Annotated in this window: 25 protein-coding genes, 1 rRNA gene and 1 other annotated feature; all 26 genes read right to left on the bottom strand. The window is 45.8% G+C overall.

Annotated features, from left to right (window positions below; all coding sequences use genetic code 11):
• Window positions 1-209: ribosomal RNA gene (locus ACU1JV_RS18805) — 16S ribosomal RNA — on the bottom strand; the annotation flags it as partial.
• 490 nt (window positions 210-699) lie between these two features.
• Window positions 700-2,343 (bottom strand): LysM peptidoglycan-binding domain-containing protein, encoded by a 1,644-nt coding sequence (locus ACU1JV_RS18800; RefSeq protein WP_413986866.1) that lies wholly within the window; start codon window positions 2,341-2,343, stop codon window positions 700-702.
• A gap of 159 nt (window positions 2,344-2,502) precedes the next feature.
• On the bottom strand, window positions 2,503-3,387 hold the full coding sequence (gene ilvE / locus ACU1JV_RS18795) for a branched-chain-amino-acid transaminase (protein WP_013372655.1): 885 nt from the start codon (window positions 3,385-3,387) through the stop codon (window positions 2,503-2,505).
• 17 nt (window positions 3,388-3,404) lie between these two features.
• Window positions 3,405-4,304 carry a prephenate dehydratase gene (gene pheA / locus ACU1JV_RS18790; protein ID WP_413986867.1) on the bottom strand — a complete coding sequence of 300 codons (900 nt, stop codon included), beginning with the start codon at window positions 4,302-4,304 and terminating at the stop codon, window positions 3,405-3,407.
• The gene (thrB, locus tag ACU1JV_RS18785) at window positions 4,301-5,269 is read right to left on the bottom strand and encodes a homoserine kinase (RefSeq protein WP_165081783.1); all 969 of its coding nucleotides are present in this window, start codon (window positions 5,267-5,269) and stop codon (window positions 4,301-4,303) included. Before thrB ends, pheA begins: the two co-directional genes overlap by 4 nt.
• A 27-nt stretch (window positions 5,270-5,296) precedes the next feature.
• Window positions 5,297-6,583, bottom strand: coding sequence for a homoserine dehydrogenase (locus tag ACU1JV_RS18780; protein WP_064963346.1), 1,287 nt, complete (start codon window positions 6,581-6,583; stop codon window positions 5,297-5,299).
• A 43-nt stretch (window positions 6,584-6,626) separates the two neighbouring features.
• Window positions 6,627-7,064 carry an ACT domain-containing protein gene (locus ACU1JV_RS18775; protein WP_013372659.1) on the bottom strand — a complete coding sequence of 146 codons (438 nt, stop codon included), beginning with the start codon at window positions 7,062-7,064 and terminating at the stop codon, window positions 6,627-6,629.
• A gap of 159 nt (window positions 7,065-7,223) precedes the next feature.
• Window positions 7,224-8,534 carry a GTPase ObgE gene (gene obgE / locus ACU1JV_RS18770; RefSeq protein WP_013372660.1) on the bottom strand — a complete coding sequence of 437 codons (1,311 nt, stop codon included), beginning with the start codon at window positions 8,532-8,534 and terminating at the stop codon, window positions 7,224-7,226.
• A gap of 13 nt (window positions 8,535-8,547) precedes the next feature.
• On the bottom strand, window positions 8,548-9,285 hold the full coding sequence (locus ACU1JV_RS18765; protein WP_413986868.1) for a Spo0B domain-containing protein: 738 nt from the start codon (window positions 9,283-9,285) through the stop codon (window positions 8,548-8,550).
• 147 nt (window positions 9,286-9,432) lie between these two features.
• A complete protein-coding gene (rpmA, locus tag ACU1JV_RS18760; protein ID WP_013311590.1) occupies window positions 9,433-9,750 on the bottom strand; it encodes a 50S ribosomal protein L27 in 318 nt (105 codons plus the stop codon).
• Window positions 9,751-9,755: 5 nt separating this feature from the next.
• Window positions 9,756-10,094 (bottom strand): ribosomal-processing cysteine protease Prp, encoded by a 339-nt coding sequence (locus ACU1JV_RS18755; RefSeq protein ID WP_016818432.1) that lies wholly within the window; start codon window positions 10,092-10,094, stop codon window positions 9,756-9,758.
• A 13-nt stretch (window positions 10,095-10,107) separates the two neighbouring features.
• Window positions 10,108-10,419 carry a 50S ribosomal protein L21 gene (gene rplU / locus ACU1JV_RS18750; RefSeq protein ID WP_013372663.1) on the bottom strand — a complete coding sequence of 104 codons (312 nt, stop codon included), beginning with the start codon at window positions 10,417-10,419 and terminating at the stop codon, window positions 10,108-10,110.
• Window positions 10,420-10,432: 13 nt separating this feature from the next.
• Window positions 10,433-10,519, bottom strand: a sequence feature (ribosomal protein L21 leader region).
• 96 nt (window positions 10,520-10,615) lie between these two features.
• Window positions 10,616-11,800 (bottom strand): Rne/Rng family ribonuclease, encoded by a 1,185-nt coding sequence (locus tag ACU1JV_RS18745; protein ID WP_040103047.1) that lies wholly within the window; start codon window positions 11,798-11,800, stop codon window positions 10,616-10,618.
• A gap of 47 nt (window positions 11,801-11,847) precedes the next feature.
• Window positions 11,848-12,726 (bottom strand): M50 family metallopeptidase, encoded by an 879-nt coding sequence (locus ACU1JV_RS18740; protein WP_413986869.1) that lies wholly within the window; start codon window positions 12,724-12,726, stop codon window positions 11,848-11,850.
• Window positions 12,719-13,564, bottom strand: a complete 846-nt coding sequence (locus ACU1JV_RS18735) for a peptidoglycan DD-metalloendopeptidase family protein (protein WP_013372667.1) — start codon at window positions 13,562-13,564, stop codon at window positions 12,719-12,721. Before ACU1JV_RS18735 ends, ACU1JV_RS18740 begins: the two co-directional genes overlap by 8 nt.
• 339 nt (window positions 13,565-13,903) lie before the next feature.
• Window positions 13,904-14,701: a septum site-determining protein MinD gene (gene minD, locus ACU1JV_RS18730; protein ID WP_013372668.1), complete on the bottom strand. Its 798-nt coding sequence runs from the start codon at window positions 14,699-14,701 to the stop codon at window positions 13,904-13,906.
• Window positions 14,702-14,704: 3 nt separating this feature from the next.
• Window positions 14,705-15,367, bottom strand: a complete 663-nt coding sequence (gene minC, locus ACU1JV_RS18725; protein WP_017427422.1) for a septum site-determining protein MinC — start codon at window positions 15,365-15,367, stop codon at window positions 14,705-14,707.
• A gap of 82 nt (window positions 15,368-15,449) precedes the next feature.
• Window positions 15,450-15,980: a rod shape-determining protein MreD gene (mreD, locus tag ACU1JV_RS18720; protein WP_013372670.1), complete on the bottom strand. Its 531-nt coding sequence runs from the start codon at window positions 15,978-15,980 to the stop codon at window positions 15,450-15,452.
• Entirely contained in the window at window positions 15,980-16,801 is an 822-nt protein-coding gene (gene mreC, locus ACU1JV_RS18715) for a rod shape-determining protein MreC (RefSeq protein ID WP_013372671.1), read from the bottom strand. Before mreC ends, mreD begins: the two co-directional genes overlap by 1 nt.
• A 55-nt stretch (window positions 16,802-16,856) precedes the next feature.
• Complete coding sequence (locus ACU1JV_RS18710; RefSeq protein WP_013311600.1) at window positions 16,857-17,891, bottom strand: rod shape-determining protein; 1,035 nt, start codon at window positions 17,889-17,891, stop codon at window positions 16,857-16,859.
• Between the two features lie 106 nt (window positions 17,892-17,997).
• Window positions 17,998-18,690, bottom strand: a complete 693-nt coding sequence (gene radC, locus ACU1JV_RS18705) for a RadC family protein (protein WP_013372672.1) — start codon at window positions 18,688-18,690, stop codon at window positions 17,998-18,000.
• 14 nt (window positions 18,691-18,704) lie between these two features.
• Complete coding sequence (locus tag ACU1JV_RS18700) at window positions 18,705-19,313, bottom strand: Maf family protein (RefSeq protein WP_413986870.1); 609 nt, start codon at window positions 19,311-19,313, stop codon at window positions 18,705-18,707.
• Window positions 19,314-19,335: 22 nt separating this feature from the next.
• A complete protein-coding gene (locus tag ACU1JV_RS18695) occupies window positions 19,336-19,578 on the bottom strand; it encodes a DUF4321 domain-containing protein (RefSeq protein ID WP_013372674.1) in 243 nt (80 codons plus the stop codon).
• Window positions 19,579-19,699: 121 nt separating this feature from the next.
• Complete coding sequence (locus ACU1JV_RS18690) at window positions 19,700-20,977, bottom strand: SPOR domain-containing protein (RefSeq protein WP_413986871.1); 1,278 nt, start codon at window positions 20,975-20,977, stop codon at window positions 19,700-19,702.
• A 166-nt stretch (window positions 20,978-21,143) separates the two neighbouring features.
• The gene (murC, locus tag ACU1JV_RS18685) at window positions 21,144-22,523 is read right to left on the bottom strand and encodes a UDP-N-acetylmuramate--L-alanine ligase (RefSeq protein WP_129550350.1); all 1,380 of its coding nucleotides are present in this window, start codon (window positions 22,521-22,523) and stop codon (window positions 21,144-21,146) included.
• A gap of 6 nt (window positions 22,524-22,529) precedes the next feature.
• The gene (locus ACU1JV_RS18680; protein WP_058830518.1) at window positions 22,530-23,906 is read right to left on the bottom strand and encodes a bifunctional folylpolyglutamate synthase/dihydrofolate synthase; all 1,377 of its coding nucleotides are present in this window, start codon (window positions 23,904-23,906) and stop codon (window positions 22,530-22,532) included.
• Between the last annotated feature and the right edge of the window lie 8 nt (window positions 23,907-23,914).

Genomic DNA, 23,914 nt, shown 5'->3' with positions numbered 1-23,914 from the left:
CTCCTTCTCCCATGCAGGAAAAGGATGTATCGGGTATTAGCTACCGTTTCCGGTAGTTATCCCTGTCTTGTGGGCAGGTTGCCTACGTGTTACTCACCCGTCCGCCGCTAGATTATGTAGAAGCAAGCTTCTAAATAATCTCGCTCGACTTGCATGTATTAGGCACGCCGCCAGCGTTCGTCCTGAGCCAGGATCAAACTCTCCATTAAAGACCAACCGAAGTTGGTTTATCGAAAGAGCGATTAGCTCATGTTGAAACTGACGAGATAAAATATCTCTTGTTTGATTTTGCGAACAAAATCATTTTACTCACTCGTTGTTCAGTTTTCAAAGATCAAAACTTCATTCTTTCTTACTTTGTTTCACCACCGCGTCTCAGCGGCGACTTAAATAATATATCACGTTTACCTCATCTTTGCAACACTTTTTTTTCAGGAGAATTTTTTAATCAATTCTACTTTGTTTTTGTGTTGCTAACTATCTTGTAAAAGACAGCTATAAGAATATACCACATGGTCATGCTAATTAGCAACATCTTTTTTAGTGACATTTTTCATATTTAAGATTACTGCATTTAAACAAAGAGACTATCATTCTCAACTAGCAGAATAACAGCCTCTTTAACTTTTATTCCTTTAGCCTTACGACTAACAAATCGGGACGCTACTAGTGTTTACCTCTTTATTGTATTTATCTGCGTCAGTCATTAATCCATGGATTTTGACGTGCACGAGCACTATAGGATGAGGAGCGAGATCTTCCTCCAGTCGATTTACGGGATTTATGCTTCTTAATAGTATCATGCTCGCTTGAAACCTTGGCTTTGGATGTTTCTTCTTTGGATGTACTGCTAGAGATATCTTTTGATTTGCCTTTACGCGCGCTATCGTCTTTTTTTGAAGAAGAAGCAACTTCATTTTGAGATGGAATAGTCAGATTGTTACCTACCTCTTGCGTTCCCGGAGAGGCTGGCGCCGACTCGGTGTTTCCTTCCCGGCATCCACAGTCTGGCATAAACATATAGGGCGTGGTATATCCCTCTAATGGATACATAGGTGCATTTCCATGTGCGAACGGATGATATGGGTGATTCGCGGAGTGTTGACCTATTGGTTGGCTAAAGTCGGACACGTATCCACTTGCAGGCATACTATATTGTGGTCCTCCCCATGCGTTGCCCCACTGGCTACCCTGGACCGCACTCTCTGGTTGCTGCTGCGGGCCCCCTTGATGGATAAATGGAGGATAGACAGGATAGGATGTATTTTCAGACGCTTCATGATTCGGATAATATCCGGGGGTGCAGCAGCAATCTGAATAGGCAGGATAAGGTGTGGGATGAGCATGTATGGGTGCTGTCTGCACAGGCCCCCAGCACCATGGATGCTCACAGTCATGATGATAGCCCTGATCTGCAACTACAGTAGGAGAGGCATGTTCTGCAAAGGAAGTATTTACAGGAGCATTCCCCCAATTCTGAGGAGATCCAATCCCCGGATACCACGAGTTCGGCATAGCATTTATTGGCGGACTGTAATCAAATGCCGGTTGCTGTAATGGCCATGAGGAATTCTCCATCGGCTTCGAGCTGGTGCAGCCACAAAACTTTTCGGTTACGGGTTGCTTCTCAATATGAACTGGAAGCTGCGGTTTAGGTGCAATCGGTTGGGTGACTATAGGTTGCATTTGTTGAGGTGGGGCAGGTTGAGTAATTATGGGCTGCAATTGAGGTGGAGCAGGATTTACGGGCGCCATATTGACGGGTGCCATATTGACAGGCGCCATAGGAACTTCAGGCAGTTTTAATTCAGGAAGCTTAGGAGGATTCACTGTTTCTTTCGGCTGTGTCATTTCTTCTTTAGGACTAGGCATATTCTCCGGTTTAGGCTGTGTTAATTCCGCCTTGGGCTGGGTAAGCTCTTCCTTGGTTGGGGATTCAGGTTTAGGCTGTGTCATCTCTTCTTTCACTGCGGTATTTTTCTTATTCACAGAAAGATCAGATACGCTTTCTTTGTAGTGTGGAATATTAACTGTTTCTCCAACCAAAAGTGCATTCGGGTTTTTTAGCTGGGAATTGGCATCAATAATTAACTTAAGCGGTACATTCCACGCCTTGGACAATTTCCACAACGTATCACCTTGCTTAACTTTGTGTTGATAGACCGTTGACGGCTGTGTTTCCATCGTAACAGGATCTGTCGGAATTTTGATTTTCTCGCCGATGCTCAACTGATTAGGGTCTGCCAATTGGGGATTGGCGGCAATAACTTTCTCTAGTGTCACATTATACTTCTGTGCCAGTAAGTACAGAGTGTCACCTTTTTTGACGATGTGTATTTTCACAGGTCACAAACCTCCTAGACTTTCGTTCGGGCGGGATAAACGCCCGGCTTCTGTTATTACATCCTATGCACCTCCCGGGCGAATGACCCCCTACAAACAAAAAAATCCTCTCAACCGAATACTCTTACAAGCATTCAGTCAAAAGGATCTCGTATTCTTTTAGTCCTGCCACACTTTATAGCCATCCTGATCCACAATCTTCCGGAACTCGGCCAGGAGCTCTAAAGTCACTGGACCAGCAACACCGGAGCCGATCGTACGACCATCTACTTCATAAGCTGCAATCACTTCTGCAGCGGTTCCCGTAAAAAACACCTCATCCGCCACATATACATCATGCAATGTAAAAGGTTGCTCCTTAAGCGAATATCCAAGCTTGGCACACAAATCGATGATAGCATTACGAGTAATCCCCTCAAGCGCTCCCAAATAACAAGGCGGTGTATATAACACTCCATTTTTGACAATGAAAATGTTATCAGCAGAACCTTCTGTCACATATCCTTGGGAATTGAGCATAATAGCCTCACCTACACCAGCATAATTAGACTGGATCTTCACCAGGATATTGTTGAGGTAGTTCAATGATTTTATCTTTGGATTCAAAGCATCCGGGATGTTGCGACGTTGAGAGACAGAAATTGTCTTCAGACCTGTCAAATAAGCTTCTTCCGGATAAATGGCGAGCTGCTCGACAATAATGATGACACTCGCCTTTGCACAACGAAGGGGATCCAAACCTAGATTTCCAGCACCCCGGGATACAACCAATCGGATATATCCATTGCGCATTTCGTTAAGACGAATCGTTTCAGCCATTGCTTCCAACATTTCATCAGGAGACAACGGAATGTTCAACTGAATAGATTTCGCAGAATCATACAGCCGCTCTAAATGCTCCTTACATTTAAAAATATTGCCGTTATAAATACGAATACCCTCAAATATACCGTCTCCGTACAAGAAACCATGATCATATACGGAAACCTTTGCGTTCTCCTTAGTCACATGCTGTCCATCCAGATAGATCCATTGTTCTGCCATTACAACCACACCTCCGATTAATGTTCCTTCAAAATAGGTTCGATCGCTGCTTCAACATACTTGTAGCTTGGATAAGAGCCAAGAATACGTACATGGCACCCCAAAGCCTCGATCTCTGCAAAGGCTGCCGGAAGCAAAACGGAATGCAGAGATTCCAGAACTTCAATGTAAAAATAATAATTCCCCAATTGCTTTTTGGTCGGACGCGATTCAATACGAGACAGATTTAACCTGCGCCATGCAAATGCGGATAAAACCTGATGCAGCGCTCCTGGGAAATCCTGCGGCGGCGTAACCAGAATACTGGTTCGCTGGCCTTCAGGCGTACGCGGGAACCTTACAGGTTGATGTCCAATCAAGACAAAGCGGGTGAAATTGTTATCATGATCCGTCACTTTGCTGGCCAAAATATCTAATCCGTGTTTGGTAGCCGCAAGCTTGGTTCCAAGAGCGGTCCAACCTTTACCTGGGTTATGTTTAACAATTTCGACGGCCTCTGCCGTACTTCCTGCACTCTCCAGCTCGGCTTGAGGAGCGAAAGTTTGTATGAATTCTTTACATTGGGGAAGCGCTACAGGATGGGACATAATTTTGATCACTTTGCTCAAATCAAGCTTGTCCTGATCCCCGAGAAATTCACTACGATGTCCAATAAGATTTTGAATTGAAGGATATACCCATTCCGCCTGCATTGGAATGTCTACCTCATGCACAAGCCAATCCATATGCAAACTTACAGAGCCATCAATCGTATTTTCTATAGGAATTACACTATAGTCTGCCTGTCCCTTGTCTATTGCCTGAAATACGTCTGCTATATGCTTGTAAAACAGTAGTTCACAGGGTGTATCTCCTAACAAATATTTAATTGCTTCATGAGAAACAGTCCCCTCAGGAAGAAGTGCAATTCGCATCATATCGTAAGTTCCCCTTTAATCATATCCATAAAAGGGTGTGTATTCCCTTCCGTATATACTTTAGCCCCTTCAATCTCCGGGCGCAAATTTAAAACAGACGCAGTGATCCCTTCTTTGTTCATTGTCTCCGTTAAATACTGTTCAAGCTCCGCTTTACGATTTTCCCGTTGATCCGTCAATGCCAGCAATGTCGGTCCAGCACCGCTAAGGGCCACGCCCAATGCACCATAATGGTACGCATTCTGTAGGATCTCTGTCATACCCGGTACAAGTGCCGCGCGGTAAGGCTGATGAAGCTGATCACGCATCGCTTCGGCGATTAGATCTGTTCGGCCCGATGCCAATGCCGCTACCAGCATTGAAGCATGGCTAATATTATATACAGCATCCTTCAAGGATACATGGGTAGGCAGGACCTCTCTGGCCTTCGACGTGGACAGTTGAAAATCTGGAATAACTACCATTACCTCTAGATTAGCATCCGGTTCAATCCGTAAGTGCTTGGCATGTTTGCCATCCCACACGGCAGTAATAATACCGCCAAACAAAGAGGCCCCGACATTGTCCGGATGCTTTTCAATAGCGCTCGCCATATCAAATAGCTTGGAATCCGACAGAGGCGAGCCAATCAGCATATTAGCAGCCACCAAGGCACCTACAATAGCGGAAGCGCTACTTCCCAAACCACGGGTAAGCGGAATATCCGAGTACATCGAAATTTCCAGCTCAGGAACAGATACACCTGCTTCACGAAAAACCATTTGTGCTACCTTGTAAATCAAATTGGTTTTATCTTGGGGAACGCCATTCATTTGATCCCCGTATAGATGGAAAGCTGTCTGCTCGGCCTCTTTTAATTCAATCCATGCGTATAGAGACAACGCCATGCCCAATGTATCAAAGCCAGGTCCTAGGTTAGCCGTACTCGCAGGCACGCGCACTCTTGCTGTTTTCAAAACGGTCATACAGATGATTCCTCCTGCTTTTATTAACTATCCCTCTACCCGATATACACTCTTGATGCGGCGAATCACGTCCAAAGTTTCAAAATGCTCCAAAACCTTTTTCATACTTGCTTTACTAGCTAAATGAGTCACGATAATAATCTCAGCATCAGGATTAGTCTCATTCGGTTGCTGCACGACAGATGCCAAACTGACATTGAATTCAGCAAATACCTGCGTAATCTGTGCCAATACCCCTGCTTTATCATCTACGTGTAAAAGCACAAAATTTTTGAAATACACGTCTTCGTCATTGCAAATTTTTTTAGGATTGTAGGGTACGATTGCTTTTAGCCCATTTACGCCAAGTTTGAGGTTTTTCACTACAGCTACCAGGTCAGCCACTACTGATGTAGCTGTTGGCATTTCGCCTGCACCTGCACCATAAAACATGGTTTCTCCCACTGCTTCACCATGTACATAAACTGCGTTAAATACCCCGTTCACCGATGCCAATGGATGCTGCTTGCGCACCATAGTCGGCTGAACATTAATCGTAAATTCATCACCTTGGCGTTCTGCAATACCAAGCAACTTCATTTCATATCCTAGTTTTTTAGCAAAGGCAATATCTTCACTGGTTACCTTTGAAATACCGCTCACGCTTACATCCTTGAGCTCTACATTAGAGCGGAAACCAAGGGTTCCCAGTATTGCCATCTTGCGCGCCGCATCCAATCCTTCGACATCTGAGGTCGGATCAGATTCTGCGTATCCAAGTTCTTGAGCTTCCCTAAGAACCTCCTCGTACGAGGCTCCTTCCTGACTCATTTTAGTTAAAATAAAGTTTGTTGTACCGTTCACAATCCCCATAATGCGGGTAATACGGTCAGAGGAGAACCCTTCAATGAGTGTACGAATGATCGGGATACCGCCTGCCACACTAGCCTCATAAAAAATATCACATTGTTTTTCCTGTGCTTTTGCCAATACTTCAGAACCGTGCAATGCCATTAAGTCCTTGTTGGCTGTCACAATGTGTTTGCCTCTCTCTAGCGCTTCTAGAATGTACTCCTTCGTCTGATCAATCCCACCCATGACTTCGATAATCACATCAATTTCAGGGTCTCGAATGACTTCCCACGGGTCCTCAGTAAGTTTGGCGGTGTCTACTTCTATGGAACGATACTTATCTATGTTTTTTACAGCTATTTTTTCAATGATGATCGGTGAACCTACTTGTCTGCTCAAGTCTTCCTGATTGCCCTCAACGATTCGAACGACTCCCGTACCTACAGTCCCTAAGCCTAACAATCCTACTTTGACCGGTTTCATCCATTCCCCTCCTGCTAACTTTTATCTAACGAACTGTATCGCCTCAGCCTTGCCCAATCAGACGGACCCGCTTGACTCCAGAAATGCTTTCCAAGCCCTCCAGCAGAACACCCAATTCATCACTAAGCCTGGACATTTCGACTGAGATAACTACATTGGCTCTACCTTGCAGTGGAATACTTTGCTGGATCGTCAGCACATTACCTCCGTAATCCGCCACTCTGCCGAGCACCCTGGACAGCATGCCGGATTGATGCTCTAGATCGATAGAGATATTGACAATTCGCTCACGCTCCAACTGGTTAACCAAATGTATGCCATCTTTATATTTATAAAAGGCGCTTCGGCTTAGCCCAACTTGCTCCACAGCATCATGTACGGTTTTAACATCTCCCGAAGCCAGCAGCAGTTTTACCTGTATGGTCTTAACAATAGCTTCAGGCAAAATATCTTCCCGTACCAAGTAATAGCGCTCTTTCAAGAACGTCCTCTCCTCAAAGACTTATGTTTTTGTATAGAGGACATTATATCTAAACTCATGAAAATCGGCAAGCTAACAATACAAAAAAAACGGCTACTGCCTTCTATAGAATTCCCTATAGTACAGTAACCGTTCAGGTTTTAAAGCTTTATTTAATTTTTAGTAGTAGCTGCTGCCTTCTACGAATTCGAACTCGAAATCAGCGATGCGTACAGATGTACCATCTGTGGCACCACGTTTGCGTAGCTCAGCATCCACACCCATATGACGCAATGTTCTTGCTAATTTCAAGATGGCATCATGCGAATTCATCTGCATGCGCTTCATCATGCGCTCAATTTTGGGGCTGTGCACCACGAATGTGTCGTTTTCACGTACAATCGTAAAGCCCTCGTCTTCGGCCGTATCCAACTTAAATACCTTGCGTTCATTGACTTCTGCTACTTCCTCAACAACCGGCTCGTCCGGTATTTGATCCAACAGATCAGCAGCCCGATAGAGCAGTTCCTTTACACCCTGACGTGTCAGAGAGGAAATAGGCATGATTTCAAGGTCAGGACGTATCGTAGCAATCTGCTCTTTGAAGTGAGCAAGATTTTCTTCAGCTTCCGGCATATCCATTTTATTGGCCGCCACAATTTGTGGACGCTCAGCCAGAGCTGCATTATATTGCTTTAATTCGTCGTTTATTTTGGTCCAGTCTTCGAACGGGTCACGTCCTTCAGAGCCGGCCATATCCACAACATGGATAATAATTCGCGTCCGCTCAATGTGCCGCAGGAATTCATGGCCCAGTCCAGTGCCTTCATGGGCTCCTTCAATCAAACCAGGCAAATCGGCCATCACAAAGTTCCGCTGATCCCCCACATCCACGACGCCCAGGTTTGGGGTAATCGTTGTAAAGTGGTATGCGCCAATTTTGGGTTTTGCAGAAGATACAACTGACAACAAGGTAGACTTTCCTACACTAGGAAATCCGACCAAGCCTACGTCAGCCATCACTTTTAACTCAAGCGTAATATAACGTTCTTGCCCCTCCGCACCGTTTTCAGCCAATTCAGGCGCTGGATTACTCGGTGTTGCAAAACGAATATTGCCGCGTCCTCCGCGTCCTCCTTTAGCTACAACGACCTGTTGGCCATGACGAGTCATATCTGCCAGTACTTCACCTGTGTCATCATCCATGATAACTGTGCCCGGTGGTATACGGACAATCATGTGCTCAGCGTTGGCACCGTGTTGGCTTTTGTTGCGACCTTTTACCCCACGCTGGGCTTTAAAATGCCGTTGGTACCGAAAATCCATCAAGGTACGCAAACCCTCATCTACACGAAAAATTACATCTCCACCGTTCCCTCCGTCACCACCAGCTGGGCCGCCATTAGGAACATATTTTTCACGGCGAAACGCAATTAATCCGTCTCCACCGTCACCGCCTTTAACAAAAATCTTCGCTTTATCTACAAACATGGTTACACCTTCCTTATGTCTGGCACTGCATTCGAATTTGAAGCATATCGCCCGTAGGGAGCTTCTCTGTTCGAAGGCGTTCACTTCCAAGTACGGATCTGACCTGCTTTAGTATATTTAAATCGGCAGGTATGTCACTTCCTTCAAACCGGACGATAACATCATTCTGATCCATACCGAAATAAAGTGTCAATCTGCGCACTTCTCCCCAGGACGACCGGCCCCCGCCATATTGATACGCACGCACCGTTTGAATGACGGCCGAGGCAAGCGACTCGCCGTCTTCGGGAGACATGACAGCGTCTAACTTTAAATCCTCCTCAACCTGTACCGACAATTGCAAATTTCCGGCGTTCACGCGAAAAGACTGTAAATAAAACACCAGCGAGGGAATACCCAGCTTAGATATTTTACTGTCTTCCGACACCCGCCCCTTTATTGTTTCCACATAAGCAGCTGATTTATCATGCTTATTCATACGAATATAGCCATAAAGCACCTGTAAATCATTCATCCAGTCATGCCGATGATGGTTAAGCGTTGCTATCGCTGTACGCTCAAAAGAACGCAAAGCAGCTTTCCGCTCATGTTCAACCTGTCTATGTGTATACCACATACCAAAACAAGCAGCAGCTACAGCCCACACAGCTAGTATGATAATCGTTAATGCTTTGGGATAGAGCAGTGAAAAAACCAAAGGAATCAGAATGGAACCCAACGCCAGATAAGGCGCTCTTATCCGCTGGAACATGGCTTCTCTCCGTTCTGCGATAATTAAATGGACTAGTCAACAACCTTTATCCAGTATAGCACAGACTAACTTTCCAGTTCATTACCATCATGCAAAAAAGCCTCCGACAAAAGTGCCGGAGGCTTTTTCAGCGTGTTTAAGCCGCTATTAAGCTTCTACAGTAGCTGCTACTGGAGCAACGTCGATCGGGTAGATGCTCACCTTTTTGCGATCACGGCCCCAACGTTCGAACTTCACAACGCCGTCCACTTTCGCGAACAGAGTGTCGTCCTTACCGATGCCCACGTTCGTGCCCGGGTGAATTTTCGTTCCGCGTTGACGAACCAAGATGCTACCGCCGGTAACTGCTTGACCGTCAGCACGTTTCACTCCAAGACGTTTCGATCTGCTGTCACGTCCGTTTTTTGTGGAACCTACACCTTTTTTCGATGCGAATAACTGAAGATCCAATGTCAATTTCAACATGATGTCTACCTCCTTCTTTGTTTATTTTCTATTTGAATATACTTACCGTATGATTCAGCAATGCTTGTCAGCATAATCACCATGGACTCCAACAACAGTTGAACCTGTGCGTTCGCATCATGATAACTTTCAGGAGAAAGATACGCGCTTAAAAAGCCGTTTTCCATTTCCGTTTCCATTTCAACGTCCGTAAGAGCTACAATCGAATTGACAGTTCCTACTGTTACCGCTGAAACACCAGCACATACGATATCCTCGCCAGATTTAGCAAAATTCGCATGGCCTTTAACAGAAAACCCCTGTATGCTGCCATCCTCCAGTCGTATAATACGCACGATAATCAATTATCGCACCCTCTTACGCTTGGATTTTTTCAATCGTCACTTTCGTGTACGGTTGACGATGACCTTGCTTCACATGGTAGTTCTTTTTAGGTTTGTATTTGTATACAACGACCTTTTGACCTTGACCATGCTTCTCAACTTTAGCTGTTACAGAAGCTCCAGAAAGAAGCGGTGTACCTGCTGTCAAGCCATTGTCGCCGGACACTGCCAGAACACGATCGAACGTTACAGTTTCACCATCATTAGCTTCCAACTTCTCGATGAACAATACATCGCCCTCTTGAACTTTGTATTGCTTACCACCAGTTTCGATAATTGCGTACATTTGCTTGCACCTCCTTATGTCTCAGACTCGCCTAATTGCAGGTGGCAGTTTCCTTAGAATACTGCACTTCAGTACCTGATTGGAGCGGTTACAGCATGTGCAGCCAATCTTACGCATCACACATACTAATTGATTGTAGCACAAGCTTCGTACACATTCAACCTTTAGTTTTGAAATAATTTTGATTACGCACGTTCTACACGAGAGTCTTTTCTTCACGCACTTTTTTGCGGGTCATTTCCAGTAAACCTAACCGCGTCCAACCGACAACATATGATTTAGTCCGGTCCTTTTTTAATCTTGCCTCCAGCACAGAAGATACTTCCCTACGATTCTCCTCTTGTTCCATATCGATGAAATCAATGATGATAATACCTCCAATATCACGTACACGTACCAGGCGGGCAATCTCTTCTGCTGCTTCAATGTTAGTCTGGGTCACCGTCTCTTCCAAATTACTGCCGCCCGTAAACTTCCCAGTGTTCACATCCACGACGGTCAATGCCTCCGTATGATCAATGACAATGTATCCGCCACCCTGAAGCCATACCTTTCGTGCAAAATCGCGCTCCAGCTGCTCATGAATGCCATAAGCTTTGAAAATCGTTTCTTCAGCACTGCGAAATATACTTACATGAGCTTTCGCAGAACCAATCTGTTGCAGCATTACTTCTGCATCCTTTGCTTGCTCCTCGCTGTCAATGACCAGTTCATCCTGCTCAGGTGTAAACACATCGCGAATTAAACGCTGAACGATACTCAGATCCCGGTGCAATTCACACGGTGCGGAGTGTTCACCCGCTTTGCGCTGAATAGCCACCCATTGCTTACGTAGTTGATTCAGATCATTTTCAATCGCCTCTATACTCATTTCCTCTGAAACCGTACGAATGATGAGCCCTTCCTCACCCGTGCGTAGCTGCTCTCCCATGGCTTTCAAACGGGCACGTTCTCCCTCACGCTCAATCTTCTTGGATACGGCCACATAATCAGCCCGGGGCATGTATACAATCCAGCGGCCCGGAAGTGAAAAATGAGTGGTCACCCTGGCTCCTTTGCTACCAACCGCCTCTTTTAATACTTGTACTACAATTTCCTGCCCCACCTTTAACAGTTCAGAAATGGACGGCTTTACCTCTGGTTGCTTGTCCAAATGGGCATGAAGTACGTCATCTACATACAAAAAAGCATTTTTTCGCTGTCCAATGTCAACAAAGGCGGCTTGCATACCTGGTAGCACATTGACCACTCTCGCTTTGAAAAAAGAACCTAGAATTCCCCGTTTTCGCGGTAGTTCAGCCGCATATTCAACCAATCGTCCCTCTTCCAACAGTGCCATTTGGGTCATCTGCTGTTGGCATTGTACAATCATTTGCTTCATGGTTTTTCAACCTCTCTGAATACAGCCTCTTCCTTATTTCATAAACATTATTTGGGTTTGGATTCTCCACCATTTGGCGGGCATGCCGCAAAATAAGAACGTATAAGTCGTTGTTCCGGCAATACAGCTACAATCCGTCCCTGTTCATTCATAACGTAAACCATATGATATCGATCTCTTCTGAAAAGACGCAAAACAGGCTCCAAATGTTTCACGGGCAGGGATACAATAGGTAAGGCAATGCTTCCTTTAGCCGCTTCGCGGTAAAAAAGCTCGTCCCTCCCCAGCAAAAAACGTATAAAACGGTAAGGGATATTCCGATAATCCACAATATTAGAATAAAGCAAAAAAATCCCTACCGCCAGCAGATTTAAATGTAAAGGCTCATCTTGCCTTAATAACGGCGAAATACCATACAGGCAAAATAGCAGACTTGTTATGATACTGGCTCTAAAAGTCCATACTAATGTGCGGTGATAAGAGAAGAATAAGCTAATCAGCGACTGCAATATTTTTCCACCATCAAGCGGTAAAATTGGCAACAAATTAAACAATGCAATAACAGCATTTCCCTGAATTATATAATTTACATAATCATGCTCCAACCCACTCACATTCCTAAGCCACAAAAGAATGATGATCATGATTCCGTTTTGCAGGGGGCCTGCTAGGGCAATGACAATCTCCTTCCACGCATTGAGCTTCCCCTGATCCTCAATGACAGCCACTCCTCCAAAGGGTAACATCTGTATGGAAAGCAACCGCGCCCCCAACAACGAAGCAGCTGTCGCATGACCTAGCTCATGTATAAACACTAGTGTAAATAAGGTCATGATCTCGATGAAATGTCCAGTTAATACAGAGGTCAGCATAACCAGTACAAACAGTGGATGCAGTGATAAGGTCACCCCTCGGACATTAATCAAGGGCTACCACTTCCGACGGGTCAATGTATTGATCCCCTCTTTGAATTGCCAAAAATAAAGTCGCCGCCTCGCTACCGCCGTGACTTGCTGGCAATACACCGATCTCTTCACCCTCCTGAACCCAATCGTTCACTTTTAAGGTAGAGCGTGAGAGCCTTCCGTAAGTTGCTGTGATACCGCCAGTGTGACGAATTGTAACTGAAATCCCACTTTTGGGATGGTTTAATACGTCTAATACACGTCCTGCATCTATACTTTTAACAGCGATTGCCCCGTTATCGGCAACATTCGGCGTAATTTCTACTCCTTTAAGACTCAGTACAAACGGCTGTGTTATATTGCCTTCAATCGGTGGAGAGCCTTTTCGACTTGCGTCTACCTGTTTCGTTTCATGCTCCTCGCCAAAAATCGGTAAGAAGGAAGGAGCTCCGTCAAAATAAGTTTTATACCATTGTCCGGCGGCTGCAAAATCCATGTCCTTATTCAAGGCATCCGCGACAAACATTCTCAAATTTACTGCATAGGGAATATCCCAGCGAAATAAGCCCCACACCACTCCAAATAACACTGCTGCTATGACAGTTCTACGCCAAAAGGAACTCCAAAAAGACGGACCACGATTTGCCCCAAAAGATTGCTGCCAACGTTGTCGATCATTTTTCCACTCAGTTTCTGGGTCTCTGGGCGAGTTGGCACTGACTACAGGCATCGATTTCATTTCTCTGTACCCGTACCTATTCTGATCTATGCCTGAGGAATACGCCTCCGCTTTGTTTCCCTCGATTAGCTGCTGTATACGTTCTTTTCTGCGCTGCTTGATTCCGGAATTTTTGTCCATCCTGTTCAGCCCCCTCAGCGAGGTAAGTTTATTACATCTTATGAGGACGGGCTTCAACTTATGTTGTCCGGTTGGGGATTACATACCCTAAAAATCAAAAAAACCGGCGCTAGCGCACCGGATATGTTTTGCATTTATAACATTTATGTAATGATCTAAATTTACAAACCAGAATCATAGAAATTTAAAAAAGCAAACCAAAAACACTTAAATAAGTGGCAACTTATTTAAGTGTCTAGTATTACAAATGAATGCTACTGTAACACTTCCCTTAGAAATCAGTGAAAATATCTCACTAGAAAGGGCCAAGCAACCACCAGCAATAACTTCCTGTTTTCCTTATCCACCCATACCAAAAAACTTCTTAAAGCGTGTCATCACACTCTTCTTCTGGTCCAGCTGCATAAGAGGCACAGTATCGCCCAAGATTCGTCTCGCAATGTTCCGATAGGCAATCGCTGCCTGCGCATCCGGATTCATAACAGTAGGCTCTCCTGTATTAGCTGCTTTAATTACCATTTCATCATCCGGTACAATCCCAATAAGGTCTATGCTAAGCACTTGTAAAATTCCGTCAATATCTAACATATCTCCGGATTTAACCATACTATTGCGAATGCGGTTAACCACCAACTTAGGTGATATCACATGTGAACTTTCCAGTAAACCAATTACCCGATCTGCATCGCGTACAGCAGCATTTTCTGGAGTAGTCACAACAATGGCCTGATCCGCACCGGCAATGGCATTTTTAAAGCCTTGCTCAATACCCGCAGGGCAGTCGATCAATATATATTCAAAATCCTTTTTAAGCTCCAAAATAATATCCTTAACCTGCTCCGGCGTAACAGCACTTTTGTCCTTGGTTTGAGCAGCTGGCAGCATATACAGCTCCTCAAAACGCTTGTCCTTAACCAGTGCCTGATTCAGACGGCAACGACCTTCCGCTACATCAACAAGGTCATAAATAATCCGGTTTTCCAGACCCATCACAACGTCTAGATTACGCAAACCGATATCCGTATCCACCAAACACACCTTTTTGCCGAGCAGTGCAAGCGCTGTTCCTATATTGGCTGACGTCGTCGTTTTGCCGACGCCGCCTTTTCCTGAAGTGACGACGATAGCCTCTCCCATGTGCTACACCCCTTTGAACACGTTAAAATCGCGGCCCAGACGCACAATATTGCTCATTTTATCTATTTGCATAGCGCCATCCTTGAGATACGCAAATTCCATGCCGGATTCACGCGTCTCCCATTCATCTGGTGGACGGCTAATCATTTCGGAAATTCGCAGCTGTGTTGGTGCAAAATAGGAGGCCGCGATAATCGCTTCACTATTTCCCTCCATCCCTGCATGCGCCATACCCCGCAGAGCGCCAAGGACATAGATATCACCGGTACAAGTTATAATTCCACCCGGGTTAACATCTCCCAAAAAGAGTAAGTTTCCATCGTGATGAAGCACTTGTCCTGAACGGATAATCCCTGTCACCGTGTGAATGGGGGGCTTACCCTGTACTACCGCAGGCAATCCGGGTGATTCTACAGACCTGATGAGCAGATTCCCCTTCTGCTTCAAAATCTCCAGAATACTTTCCTTTTGCTCCTCAGTTACTTCCCGACTTCCCAGTTTAATATCCACATGAATGATCGGACCAGTTAAAATATTTTGATGACTGTGCTCCAGCTTAAAACGCAGCTCACCCAGCAAATCCTCAAATTCGCATTGATCGTCCAGCAGGAATACCAGGCCATCTTTGATGCCTTTAATCGTGACATGATTCGATTTCACCGCCATTAGCCTGTCCCTCCTATCTCAATCATTTCGTCCCCGGGACGTCAAATCCCTGCTAACCCGGACAAAATGTGTGTAAAAAGACCTAGACAGTTTCTTCCTTTTTCACACGGGTACCCAAACGCTGCAATTGCTTGCGAACTGGGACATAAATGATGAGGGCGAACAGAAAATGGATAAACAAATCAGGAATCATATACTGAGCAAGTGCCCAATTGAAAGTCTGATGATTCAGTTGAAACAGCTGATCAATGGCAAAAAGCATAGAATCCAGCAGGAAACTACCAATCAATACGGCCGCCATCATAATGGGCATCGGTGCACGTCTAGCAGTAAACACAAGCCCTAATAAGTATGCAGACAACCCCATTGCAAAAGAATAAGGGCCAATGATAAACCCGTAGTACACTACATCATGAATAAGTCCAAAAACAATACCTAGCACCAACGCTGTATGACGGCTGTAATACACAGATACAAACAAAATTACGACATATACAAAATTTGGAACCATTCTTGAATGCCAACTATCCGGGAGAAGCCACGGAAGAATCGTTCCTTCAGCTATAAACAGGACAAACAGCAGCAGTATCAGAACCTGACCGCGCATCTTCATTATTCCGGTACCTCAGGAGTGTAGAGGACGAGCAGTTCTTTCCAATCCACAAAGCTGGCTGCCGGTTTAATAATCGCTGTCCGTGTTTTGCCGAACTCTCCAACCTGAATTTTCTCCACCGTTCCAATCATTAGGTTTTTGCGGAACTTCCCGCCTGCACCAGACGTAATAATCTGATCACCCTTTGCGATTGGATCTTTTTCTTCAATGCGAGTCATTTGAAATGTGTTCGTACCCGGATCATAGCTTTCAATCATACCAAACGATTGATTTTCCTTACCCAAGACTGTCGCTGCAATGGCATAAGAATTCGGATTTTTAGGATCCAATGTAGTCAACAGCGTAACGGTAGACGTAAAATTCCCCGTGCGGCTAATGACCCCAACAAACCCTTCAAGTGAACTGACCTCCTGACCGACCTTGGCTCCGTCCTTCTCACCAATATCAATCACGAGTGTTTTGGAATCATTGCTAACACTGTTCACTTGTGCAACACGATAATCATAATTATTTTTCGCCTTTTGCGTTTGGGTGAACTTCAGTTCATTCTGCAATCTGGCATTTGTTTCAACATAATTATGAGTCTGAATCTGGTCACGAGTCAGCTTGGCCACGGCTATTTTTAAGCGCTCATTTTCTTCGTAAATACTACGCATATTACCAATATCTTCAAAGAAGCCCGCTATTGCTGAAGCGGGCCTGTAAAAGATACCTTGCACAAAGCCAATTGAATCTCTGGCAAACTTCTCGGGCCAGGTTAAGGAATTTCTCTGTCCAAGTGTAATCCCCATAAGGGCAATAAACAGAACGATTCCTATCAATAGAACAAATAGTCTTTTATTGCCAAACAGCTTAAACAGTTCCTACACCCCCGATTCAACGTTTGGAACGGACGGCAGAACTGCTGCGCGATTTGAACAAATGGATATTTTCCAGTGCTCTACCCGTACCGATTGCCACACAATCCAGAGGATTTTCCGCTACGATCACCGGCATTCCGGTCTCACCTGCCAACAGCTTATCCAGGTTGCGCAGTAGTGCTCCACCACCAGTCAGTACAATTCCTCTATCCATGATGTCCGCCGCCAGCTCGGGAGGGCATTTTTCCAATGTTACTTTGACTGCGTCCACGATCGCATTAACGGTATCCGATAATGCTTCGCTAATTTCATCGGAGGTAATCGTAATTGTCTTCGGTAAGCCTGTTACCAGATCGCGTCCGCGGATCTCCGATGTTTCCACTTGCTCTAATGGCATAGCTGAACCAACTTCCATTTTCAGCTGCTCAGAAGTCCGTTCACCAATCATCAGGTTGTATTGACGTTTCACGTATTGAATGATGGACTCGTCCATTTCATCGCCAGCTACACGTACAGAACGACTTGTTACGATCCCTCCCAAGGAAATGACCGCAACTTCAGTTGTACCTCCACCGATATCGACAACCATACTGCCTGTAGGCTCCCATACCGGCAGATCAGCGCCAATTGCCGCTGCAAACGGCTCTTCAATCGTGTACGCCTCTCTTGCGCCTGCTTGCTTGGTCGCATCTTCAACAGCACGCTGTTCCACTGCAGTAATGCCCGAAGGCACGCAAACCATCACGTTCGGATGGCGCGGAAACAATGAACGTTGTGCTTGCGCCTGACGGATGAAATATTTGATCATCGTTGCAGTCGTATCAAAATCAGCAATGACTCCATCCTTCATTGGACGAATTGCACGGATATTTCCCGGTGTGCGACCGATCATTTTTTTCGCAGATTCCCCAACAGCCTCAATGGTTTTTGTATCTGTACGCAAAGCAACTACAGATGGTTCACGAACCACGATTCCCTTACCTCTTACGTATACAAGCGTGTTTGCCGTTCCCAAGTCAATTCCCAAATCTTTTGTAAAGCCACCCAGCATGATGTTAATCTCCTTTTCTCTTCCCTGAAATCTGTTATCCCTGTATAAACGGTTTATTCAGGCCGGTTTATCCGGTCATGTTTAAATGTTTGATTTAAATATTATATTATATCAGACCTTGTTCCTTCAAACTTACAAAGGTCCCGTCCCCGATCACAATATGATCAAGCACGTCGATGCCCACGATGTTGCCCGCTTCCATCAGGCGGCGAGTCAACTGGACATCTTCCGGGCTTGGCTTCGGATCACCGCTCGGATGGTTATGAGCACAAATAATCGAAGCACTGCTGCACTTGATTGCAGCCCGAAATACTTCACGAGGATGCACGATGGCGGAATTCAGGCTGCCCATAGATAGCGTTTCCTGAGCAATGACATGGTTTTTGGTATTTAAAAACAGGCAAACAAAATGCTCTTTCTGCAAATAGCGAAGCTGTTCAAACAGCAGATCTGCCACATCCCGTGGGCAACTAATTACCGGGGTCTCCAAGTGGCGTGACAATGCTAATCGACGCCCGAGTTCGATCCCCGCTTTTAGCTGTATCGCTTTAGCATTTCCAATGCCCTTAATCTGGGTCAACTCGCTCAGACTCATATCCACCAGTTGACGCAAATTCCCTGCTTGCTGCAAAATACGCTGCGCTAAATGCAGAGATGATTCACTTTGTGTTCCTGTACGCAGTAGTATTGCTAGCAACTCCGCGTTGCTCAAGGCATCCGCCCCATATGTCATCATGCGCTCTCTTGGTCGTTCTTCATGGGGGAGGTCGCGAAGCATCAGTATTGGCGACTCCAGCATATGTTTATCCCCTTTTATGGACGCAGCACATTCACTCCAAAATCGGACAGCATGTCCGACAGCAAAGAAAGCGGCAATCCTACGACGTTAAAATAACAACCCTGAATAGATTCCACCAACGTAGCACCCATGCCTTGAATGCCATACGATCCTGCTTTGTCAGACGGTTCACCAGTATTTACGTATGCCACAATTTGCTCTTGGTTCAGAGGCTTCATTGTGACCTCCGTTTGGCGATATCTAACAAGCATCTTGCCGGTTCCGGTATGTATGCAGGCTACCCCAGTGTACACACGGTGTGTTCTTCCCTGCAATGCAGTCAACATACGAACCGCGTCCGCATGGTCAACAGGCTTGCCCAATACCGAATCCTCCAGCACGACAATCGTATCACTGCCAATCACCAATCCAGCTTCCTCGGATTGTGCGGCAGTGCGCACGACCGCTTCGGCTTTGCGGGCCGCAAGGGTCTCCACGATTTGCTGAGGCGTCCAGCTCTCAGGCGTGCTTTCATCCGCATGACTCGGCACCACCTCAAAGGGGAGTCTCAAATATGCGAGTAATTCCTTCCTTCTTGGTGAAGTCGATGCCAGAATAATGCGGGGCGTAATTTTCCCGTCCATAAGGGAAGCTCCTTTTCATCAGTTAGAGCCTGCGATACAGCCAGAATGCGGCGATGATGCCGATCAGACTAAGCAGGCTCAATTCAAAATTTATCGTTATGTTGTAGCTGATAATATCCAGATCCGCTCTCGGCGACCAGGATATCGTAGTGGGGTGGGTCAGAAAGGAAAGGACTTTGACCGATTGAAGGGCCTTAGCAATCCAAGCACCCAAAAGCCAACCGAGCAACAAAAACAGTATAAGCATTCCTACATTTTTTTTCATCCTGATCTTCCCTCGCCATTTTTTGACACCTTCATTATTATACGGTGATTTGTACTGCAATACAAACAGAAATCCGGCATGGGGAACTATTTCCAGTTCCTTGCCGGAAAGTATGGTTAGTCTACTGTTTTATGAATTGGATAAATTCCTTCTCACGCAAAACATATTCCATCATGGAGGACTGAATCTCCCAAATGTGTTCCTTGGCTGTGTTCTTGTTATATTCTCCAAGTGCAGAGACTGCGCTGTTCATCGCCTTTTCAAGCGAAGTTGCGGTGGCAGCCGCTTCCTTCGGAAGACCAGTGGGAATTGCAGCGATATTTTGTGTCCACTGCTGATGCAGGTCGTTCAGCTCGCTCATGTCGGAGGCTGGCACCGTATTTGGGCCTTCTTCTCTGAGCAAAGTTGAGGATAGTCCGCTCAGCTTGCCCACTAATGAGTTGCTTAACTGAAAAAAGGTAGTGAGTTTATCACCATTACCTCCGTAAGCCGCTTTTTCGAATCCGGGTAATTCGAGTTCGCGGACATACAATTCCACTCCTTGTGTCTTCAATTGATTACTAAGCAACTTGGCTTGCTCCCTATCCGACGATATTCCTGCATATACTCGGTTTTGATCCTCGCTATCCCCTCCTGCTGCAATGCCTGCCTTCAACAGTTCTTCCTTTGCCTGTAAAGCCCTCTCTGGAGTGCTGAAAACCCCGTATTGCAGCAAGTAATAGGTTTGTGGAGACACTTGAGTCGCTACGACGGCGACAGGGGCAGCACTCTCTTTTGCAGACGTTGTATCGACATCAACAGATTCTTTGAAAACGGGTACAGCCTCATTATCCAAAGAATCAGATCCCGGGACCATACTACCTCCGTTAAACAATAACAACATAATATATCCGAACATGCCCCCAGTCACCAACGCACTGGCTGCAGAACCGATCAACCTCCATCTGGAAGGGTGTGGTGGACGCTTTCTATACTCTTGACCGGAATAATAGGCCTCCTCAACCTCAACATCATCCTCTTCTGGACTTTCCGGTAGAACGTCCGCATCTGACCAGGAAGCTGCCGAACGACCAAAAGGGTCGTCCCATCCCTCTTGTACCCTCAATGTTGGAGTAAAGCGCCGAGTTGCAGTGCGTTTATTCGTCTCCACAGGTTTGCCGAGCTCTGAATGTTGTGTAGTTCGAGTATGTTTCTCTATACTACTAGTCCGTTCCATTCCTTTACGATGGTTATCAGTTTGATAAAGCTCATCATCGTGGTGTAACTCCGTATCTCTAATCATGTCACGCTGTCCGTTCGTAAACGACTCATTTTTGTTCGGAAGCACCTGTAGCTTATCCTCCCGGCTTGTTTCCGGCAACTGTTGATCGAACCGGAATGTCATCTTGGCCTTGTTCATGGATGCACTCCCTCCTTGTCCCATACTTCCTCATAGTCTGTTGTATGAGTCAAGCTGAGGAAATATGCCACGGCATTACAAAAAAAGGTATCCCGAAACACTTTCGTGTTCGGAATACCCTTCAAAGCTATAATTCATTGGCGTAACAGCCCATGTTTATACGTAATTACACTTGTTGCCCGCGAAGATGGCGTGCTAATGCGTCGCCAGCTTTCCAGATATCCCCTGCTCCCATTGTCAGCACAAGATCGCCCGGCTGTAACCGATCTTTCAACTCTTCGATCACGGCTTCTTTGGTCGGTAAATAGACTGCATTCGCGTTGCTGTTTTGGACAATTAAATCCACCAGTTTGGAAGAATGCACACCTGCAATCTGTTTTTCTCCCGCTGGTGAATAAATATCGGTAATGATCACTTCATTAGCCTCGCTAAACGCACGGCTGAACGCATCCAACAGGAAAAAGGTACGGCTGTAGCGTTGTGGCTGGAACACGGCAATAATACGCTTCCCAGTCGCTCTCGCTGCACTGATCGTAGCCTCAATCTCTGTTGGGTGATGCGCATAGTCATCAATAATCAAAATGTCATTGCCTTCACCTAGCACTTGAAAACGACGTTTTGCTCCGTGAAATTCCACAATAGTGGCAGCAATTTGATCAAATGGAATTCCTGCTTCCAAACATGAAATCACGGTAGCCATCGCATTATACATATTATGTTTACCCGGTACAGACAATTCAATCGTTCCGAGTGCTGTTCCCTTACGACTCATCGTAAAGCTTAATCGGCGGTCACCTAGTTGGATATCTGTCGCCATGTAATCCGCTTCATGCTCTACCCCATAAGTAATGACCCGAGTTTGGAGCTGAGGCAACATCTCTCGGATGTTCTGATCATCTGCGCATACAATAGCTGCTCCATCCGGCCGAATTTGACTCAAAAACTGTACGTAAGCACTTTTCAGCCGATTAAAATCGCCATCGTAATTTTCCAAATGATCCGCTTCAATATTGGTTACGATACCCTGCCAAGGATGATATTGCAGGAAAGAACCATCGCTCTCATCCGCCTCGGCAACGACAAACTCGCTTTTACCCGCTTTGGCGTTCGTTCCCAAATTCGTGATTTCGCCGCCAATAATATACGTTGGATCAACGTTACATCTCTCCATAACCAGAGCGATCATGGAAGAGGTTGTCGTTTTCCCATGCGCACCCGCAACCGCTATTCCCTTACGTTCGTTAAGCAAGCGAGCCAGCATCTGCGAACGGTGCAGTGTTGGAATATTCAATTCTTCCGCTGCCACCCGCTCTACATTGTCACGTGACAATGCTGTTGAATAGACAACAATATCTGCGCCTGCAATATGTTCAGGCGTGTGTCCAATATATATTTTTGCGCCTTTTGCCGCCAGTTTTTCTGTCAGCTCCTGTGATGCCACATCTGAGCCAGTCACGGTATATCCCATCTCCAGCATGACCCGAGCAATCGCGCTCATCCCGTAGCCGCCGATACCGATAAAATGAACATGTTCCGAAGTAATCAACAAATTTCACCAACCTTTTTCCGAATCGGTTTGATACATAAGGGTAGCCCGTACATCCGCAATAAGATACAGCGTGCCGGACACCACCCCCAGATCTTCCGCTTCCGTATGTGACTGAAACAGGCTTAAAGCCTTTTTCCAGTCACCTTCTACAATAATTTTTAAATCCGTTTTGGCATAAGACGGCCGCAGCTTCTCCACGAGATGAGCCAAATCAGCGGCATTCATTTTGCGGCGAAAATCGGGCTCGGTCAGGATAAGCGTATCCACTAGTGGCAGTATATGCTGCAAGTATGCCTCATGATGCTTGTTTGACAGCATTCCCATCATTAAAACCAATTTTTTGTACGAATACACTTGTGGGAGACTCTTGGCCAGCGTCTGAGCCCCTTCTGGATTATGAGCCCCATCAAGGACAATTCTCGGCGAGGTACTGACTTGTTCGAGACGCCCTGCCCAGGCAGCTTGCCTAAAGCCCTTCAGCAGATCCGCATCATCCAACACAAAAGCCATATACTGACGTAGGACTTCAAGTGCCATCATAGCTCCTGCCGCATTAGAACATTGATGCTCGCCTAACAACGTGATGTCGATTTCCATATGCCGGAAGGGTCCAGCGAATGAAAAGGTCTGACCTGTTTCATTCCCATTTAACCGTTCATACGTAAATTGTTCTCCTGCCAGGTACAAGGTAGCTCCTTGCTTGGCCGCCGTTTCACGTATGACCTGAATAGCCTCGGGCTGGGAAACACAACTGACGACAGGTACACCCGGCTTGATGATTCCAGCCTTTTCTCTTGCAATCTGTTCCAGTGTATCTCCCAAAATGTCCGTATGGTCATAGCCGACATTCGTAATAACCGAGACGATAGGACTCACGATATTAGTTACATCCATCCTTCCCCCGAGACCTGTCTCCCATACCACAACATCTGGAAAAGATACCGTAGCATAGTACAAAATAGCCAACGCTGTGGACACCTCAAACATCGTAGGTGATCCCAACTCACTATCTGCGATTTCTTTCACCAACGGATACAAGCGATTGGCGAGTGAAACCAGCGTTTCATCTGGAATATCGGTCCCATTGAATTGAAAACGGTTCGTAAATCGGGTGATGTACGGAGAAGTAAAGGTCCCAACATCGTATCCACATTTCAGAAGCACAGAGGTTAGAAAGGCACAAGTTGAGCCCTTACCGTTGGTTCCCGCAATATGAATAAATTTCAGATGTCGTTGGGGATCACCCAGTCTACTCATCAGCTGTTCGATTCGTTCCAGTCCGGGTCTAATACCAAACGGAATCAACCCGTTAATCCATTCCACTGCTTCATCATAACTTTGTAAAGGGGCTATGTCGCCGCCCCTGATCGTATCTGACATCCTCTTCA

Source organism: Paenibacillus sp. T2-29, from assembly GCF_052921365.1.
Note: the sequence above shows the minus strand (reverse complement) of the source record. Positions and strands in the feature narration are given on the sequence as shown.

Coding starts and splice junctions, on each gene's coding strand:
- ilvE (WP_013372655.1), bottom strand. CDS start 3,387: ATGGCAGAACAATGGATCTATCTGGATGGACAGCATGTGACTAAGGAG.
- pheA (WP_413986867.1), bottom strand. CDS start 4,304: ATGATGCGAATTGCACTTCTTCCTGAGGGGACTGTTTCTCATGAAGCA.
- thrB (WP_165081783.1), bottom strand. CDS start 5,269: ATGACCGTTTTGAAAACAGCAAGAGTGCGCGTGCCTGCGAGTACGGCT.
- ACU1JV_RS18780 (WP_064963346.1), bottom strand. CDS start 6,583: ATGAAACCGGTCAAAGTAGGATTGTTAGGCTTAGGGACTGTAGGTACG.
- obgE (WP_013372660.1), bottom strand. CDS start 8,534: ATGTTTGTAGATAAAGCGAAGATTTTTGTTAAAGGCGGTGACGGTGGA.
- ACU1JV_RS18765 (WP_413986868.1), bottom strand. CDS start 9,285: ATGTTCCAGCGGATAAGAGCGCCTTATCTGGCGTTGGGTTCCATTCTG.
- rpmA (WP_013311590.1), bottom strand. CDS start 9,750: ATGTTGAAATTGACATTGGATCTTCAGTTATTCGCATCGAAAAAAGGT.
- rplU (WP_013372663.1), bottom strand. CDS start 10,419: ATGTACGCAATTATCGAAACTGGTGGTAAGCAATACAAAGTTCAAGAG.
- ACU1JV_RS18745 (WP_040103047.1), bottom strand. CDS start 11,800: ATGAAGCAAATGATTGTACAATGCCAACAGCAGATGACCCAAATGGCA.
- ACU1JV_RS18735 (WP_013372667.1), bottom strand. CDS start 13,564: ATGGACAAAAATTCCGGAATCAAGCAGCGCAGAAAAGAACGTATACAG.
- minD (WP_013372668.1), bottom strand. CDS start 14,701: ATGGGAGAGGCTATCGTCGTCACTTCAGGAAAAGGCGGCGTCGGCAAA.
- minC (WP_017427422.1), bottom strand. CDS start 15,367: ATGGCGGTGAAATCGAATCATGTCACGATTAAAGGCATCAAAGATGGC.
- mreD (WP_013372670.1), bottom strand. CDS start 15,980: ATGAAGATGCGCGGTCAGGTTCTGATACTGCTGCTGTTTGTCCTGTTT.
- ACU1JV_RS18710 (WP_013311600.1), bottom strand. CDS start 17,891: ATGCTGGGTGGCTTTACAAAAGATTTGGGAATTGACTTGGGAACGGCA.
- radC (WP_013372672.1), bottom strand. CDS start 18,690: ATGCTGGAGTCGCCAATACTGATGCTTCGCGACCTCCCCCATGAAGAA.
- ACU1JV_RS18700 (WP_413986870.1), bottom strand. CDS start 19,313: ATGGACGGGAAAATTACGCCCCGCATTATTCTGGCATCGACTTCACCA.
- ACU1JV_RS18695 (WP_013372674.1), bottom strand. CDS start 19,578: ATGAAAAAAAATGTAGGAATGCTTATACTGTTTTTGTTGCTCGGTTGG.
- ACU1JV_RS18690 (WP_413986871.1), bottom strand. CDS start 20,977: ATGAACAAGGCCAAGATGACATTCCGGTTCGATCAACAGTTGCCGGAA.
- ACU1JV_RS18680 (WP_058830518.1), bottom strand. CDS start 23,906: ATGTCAGATACGATCAGGGGCGGCGACATAGCCCCTTTACAAAGTTAT.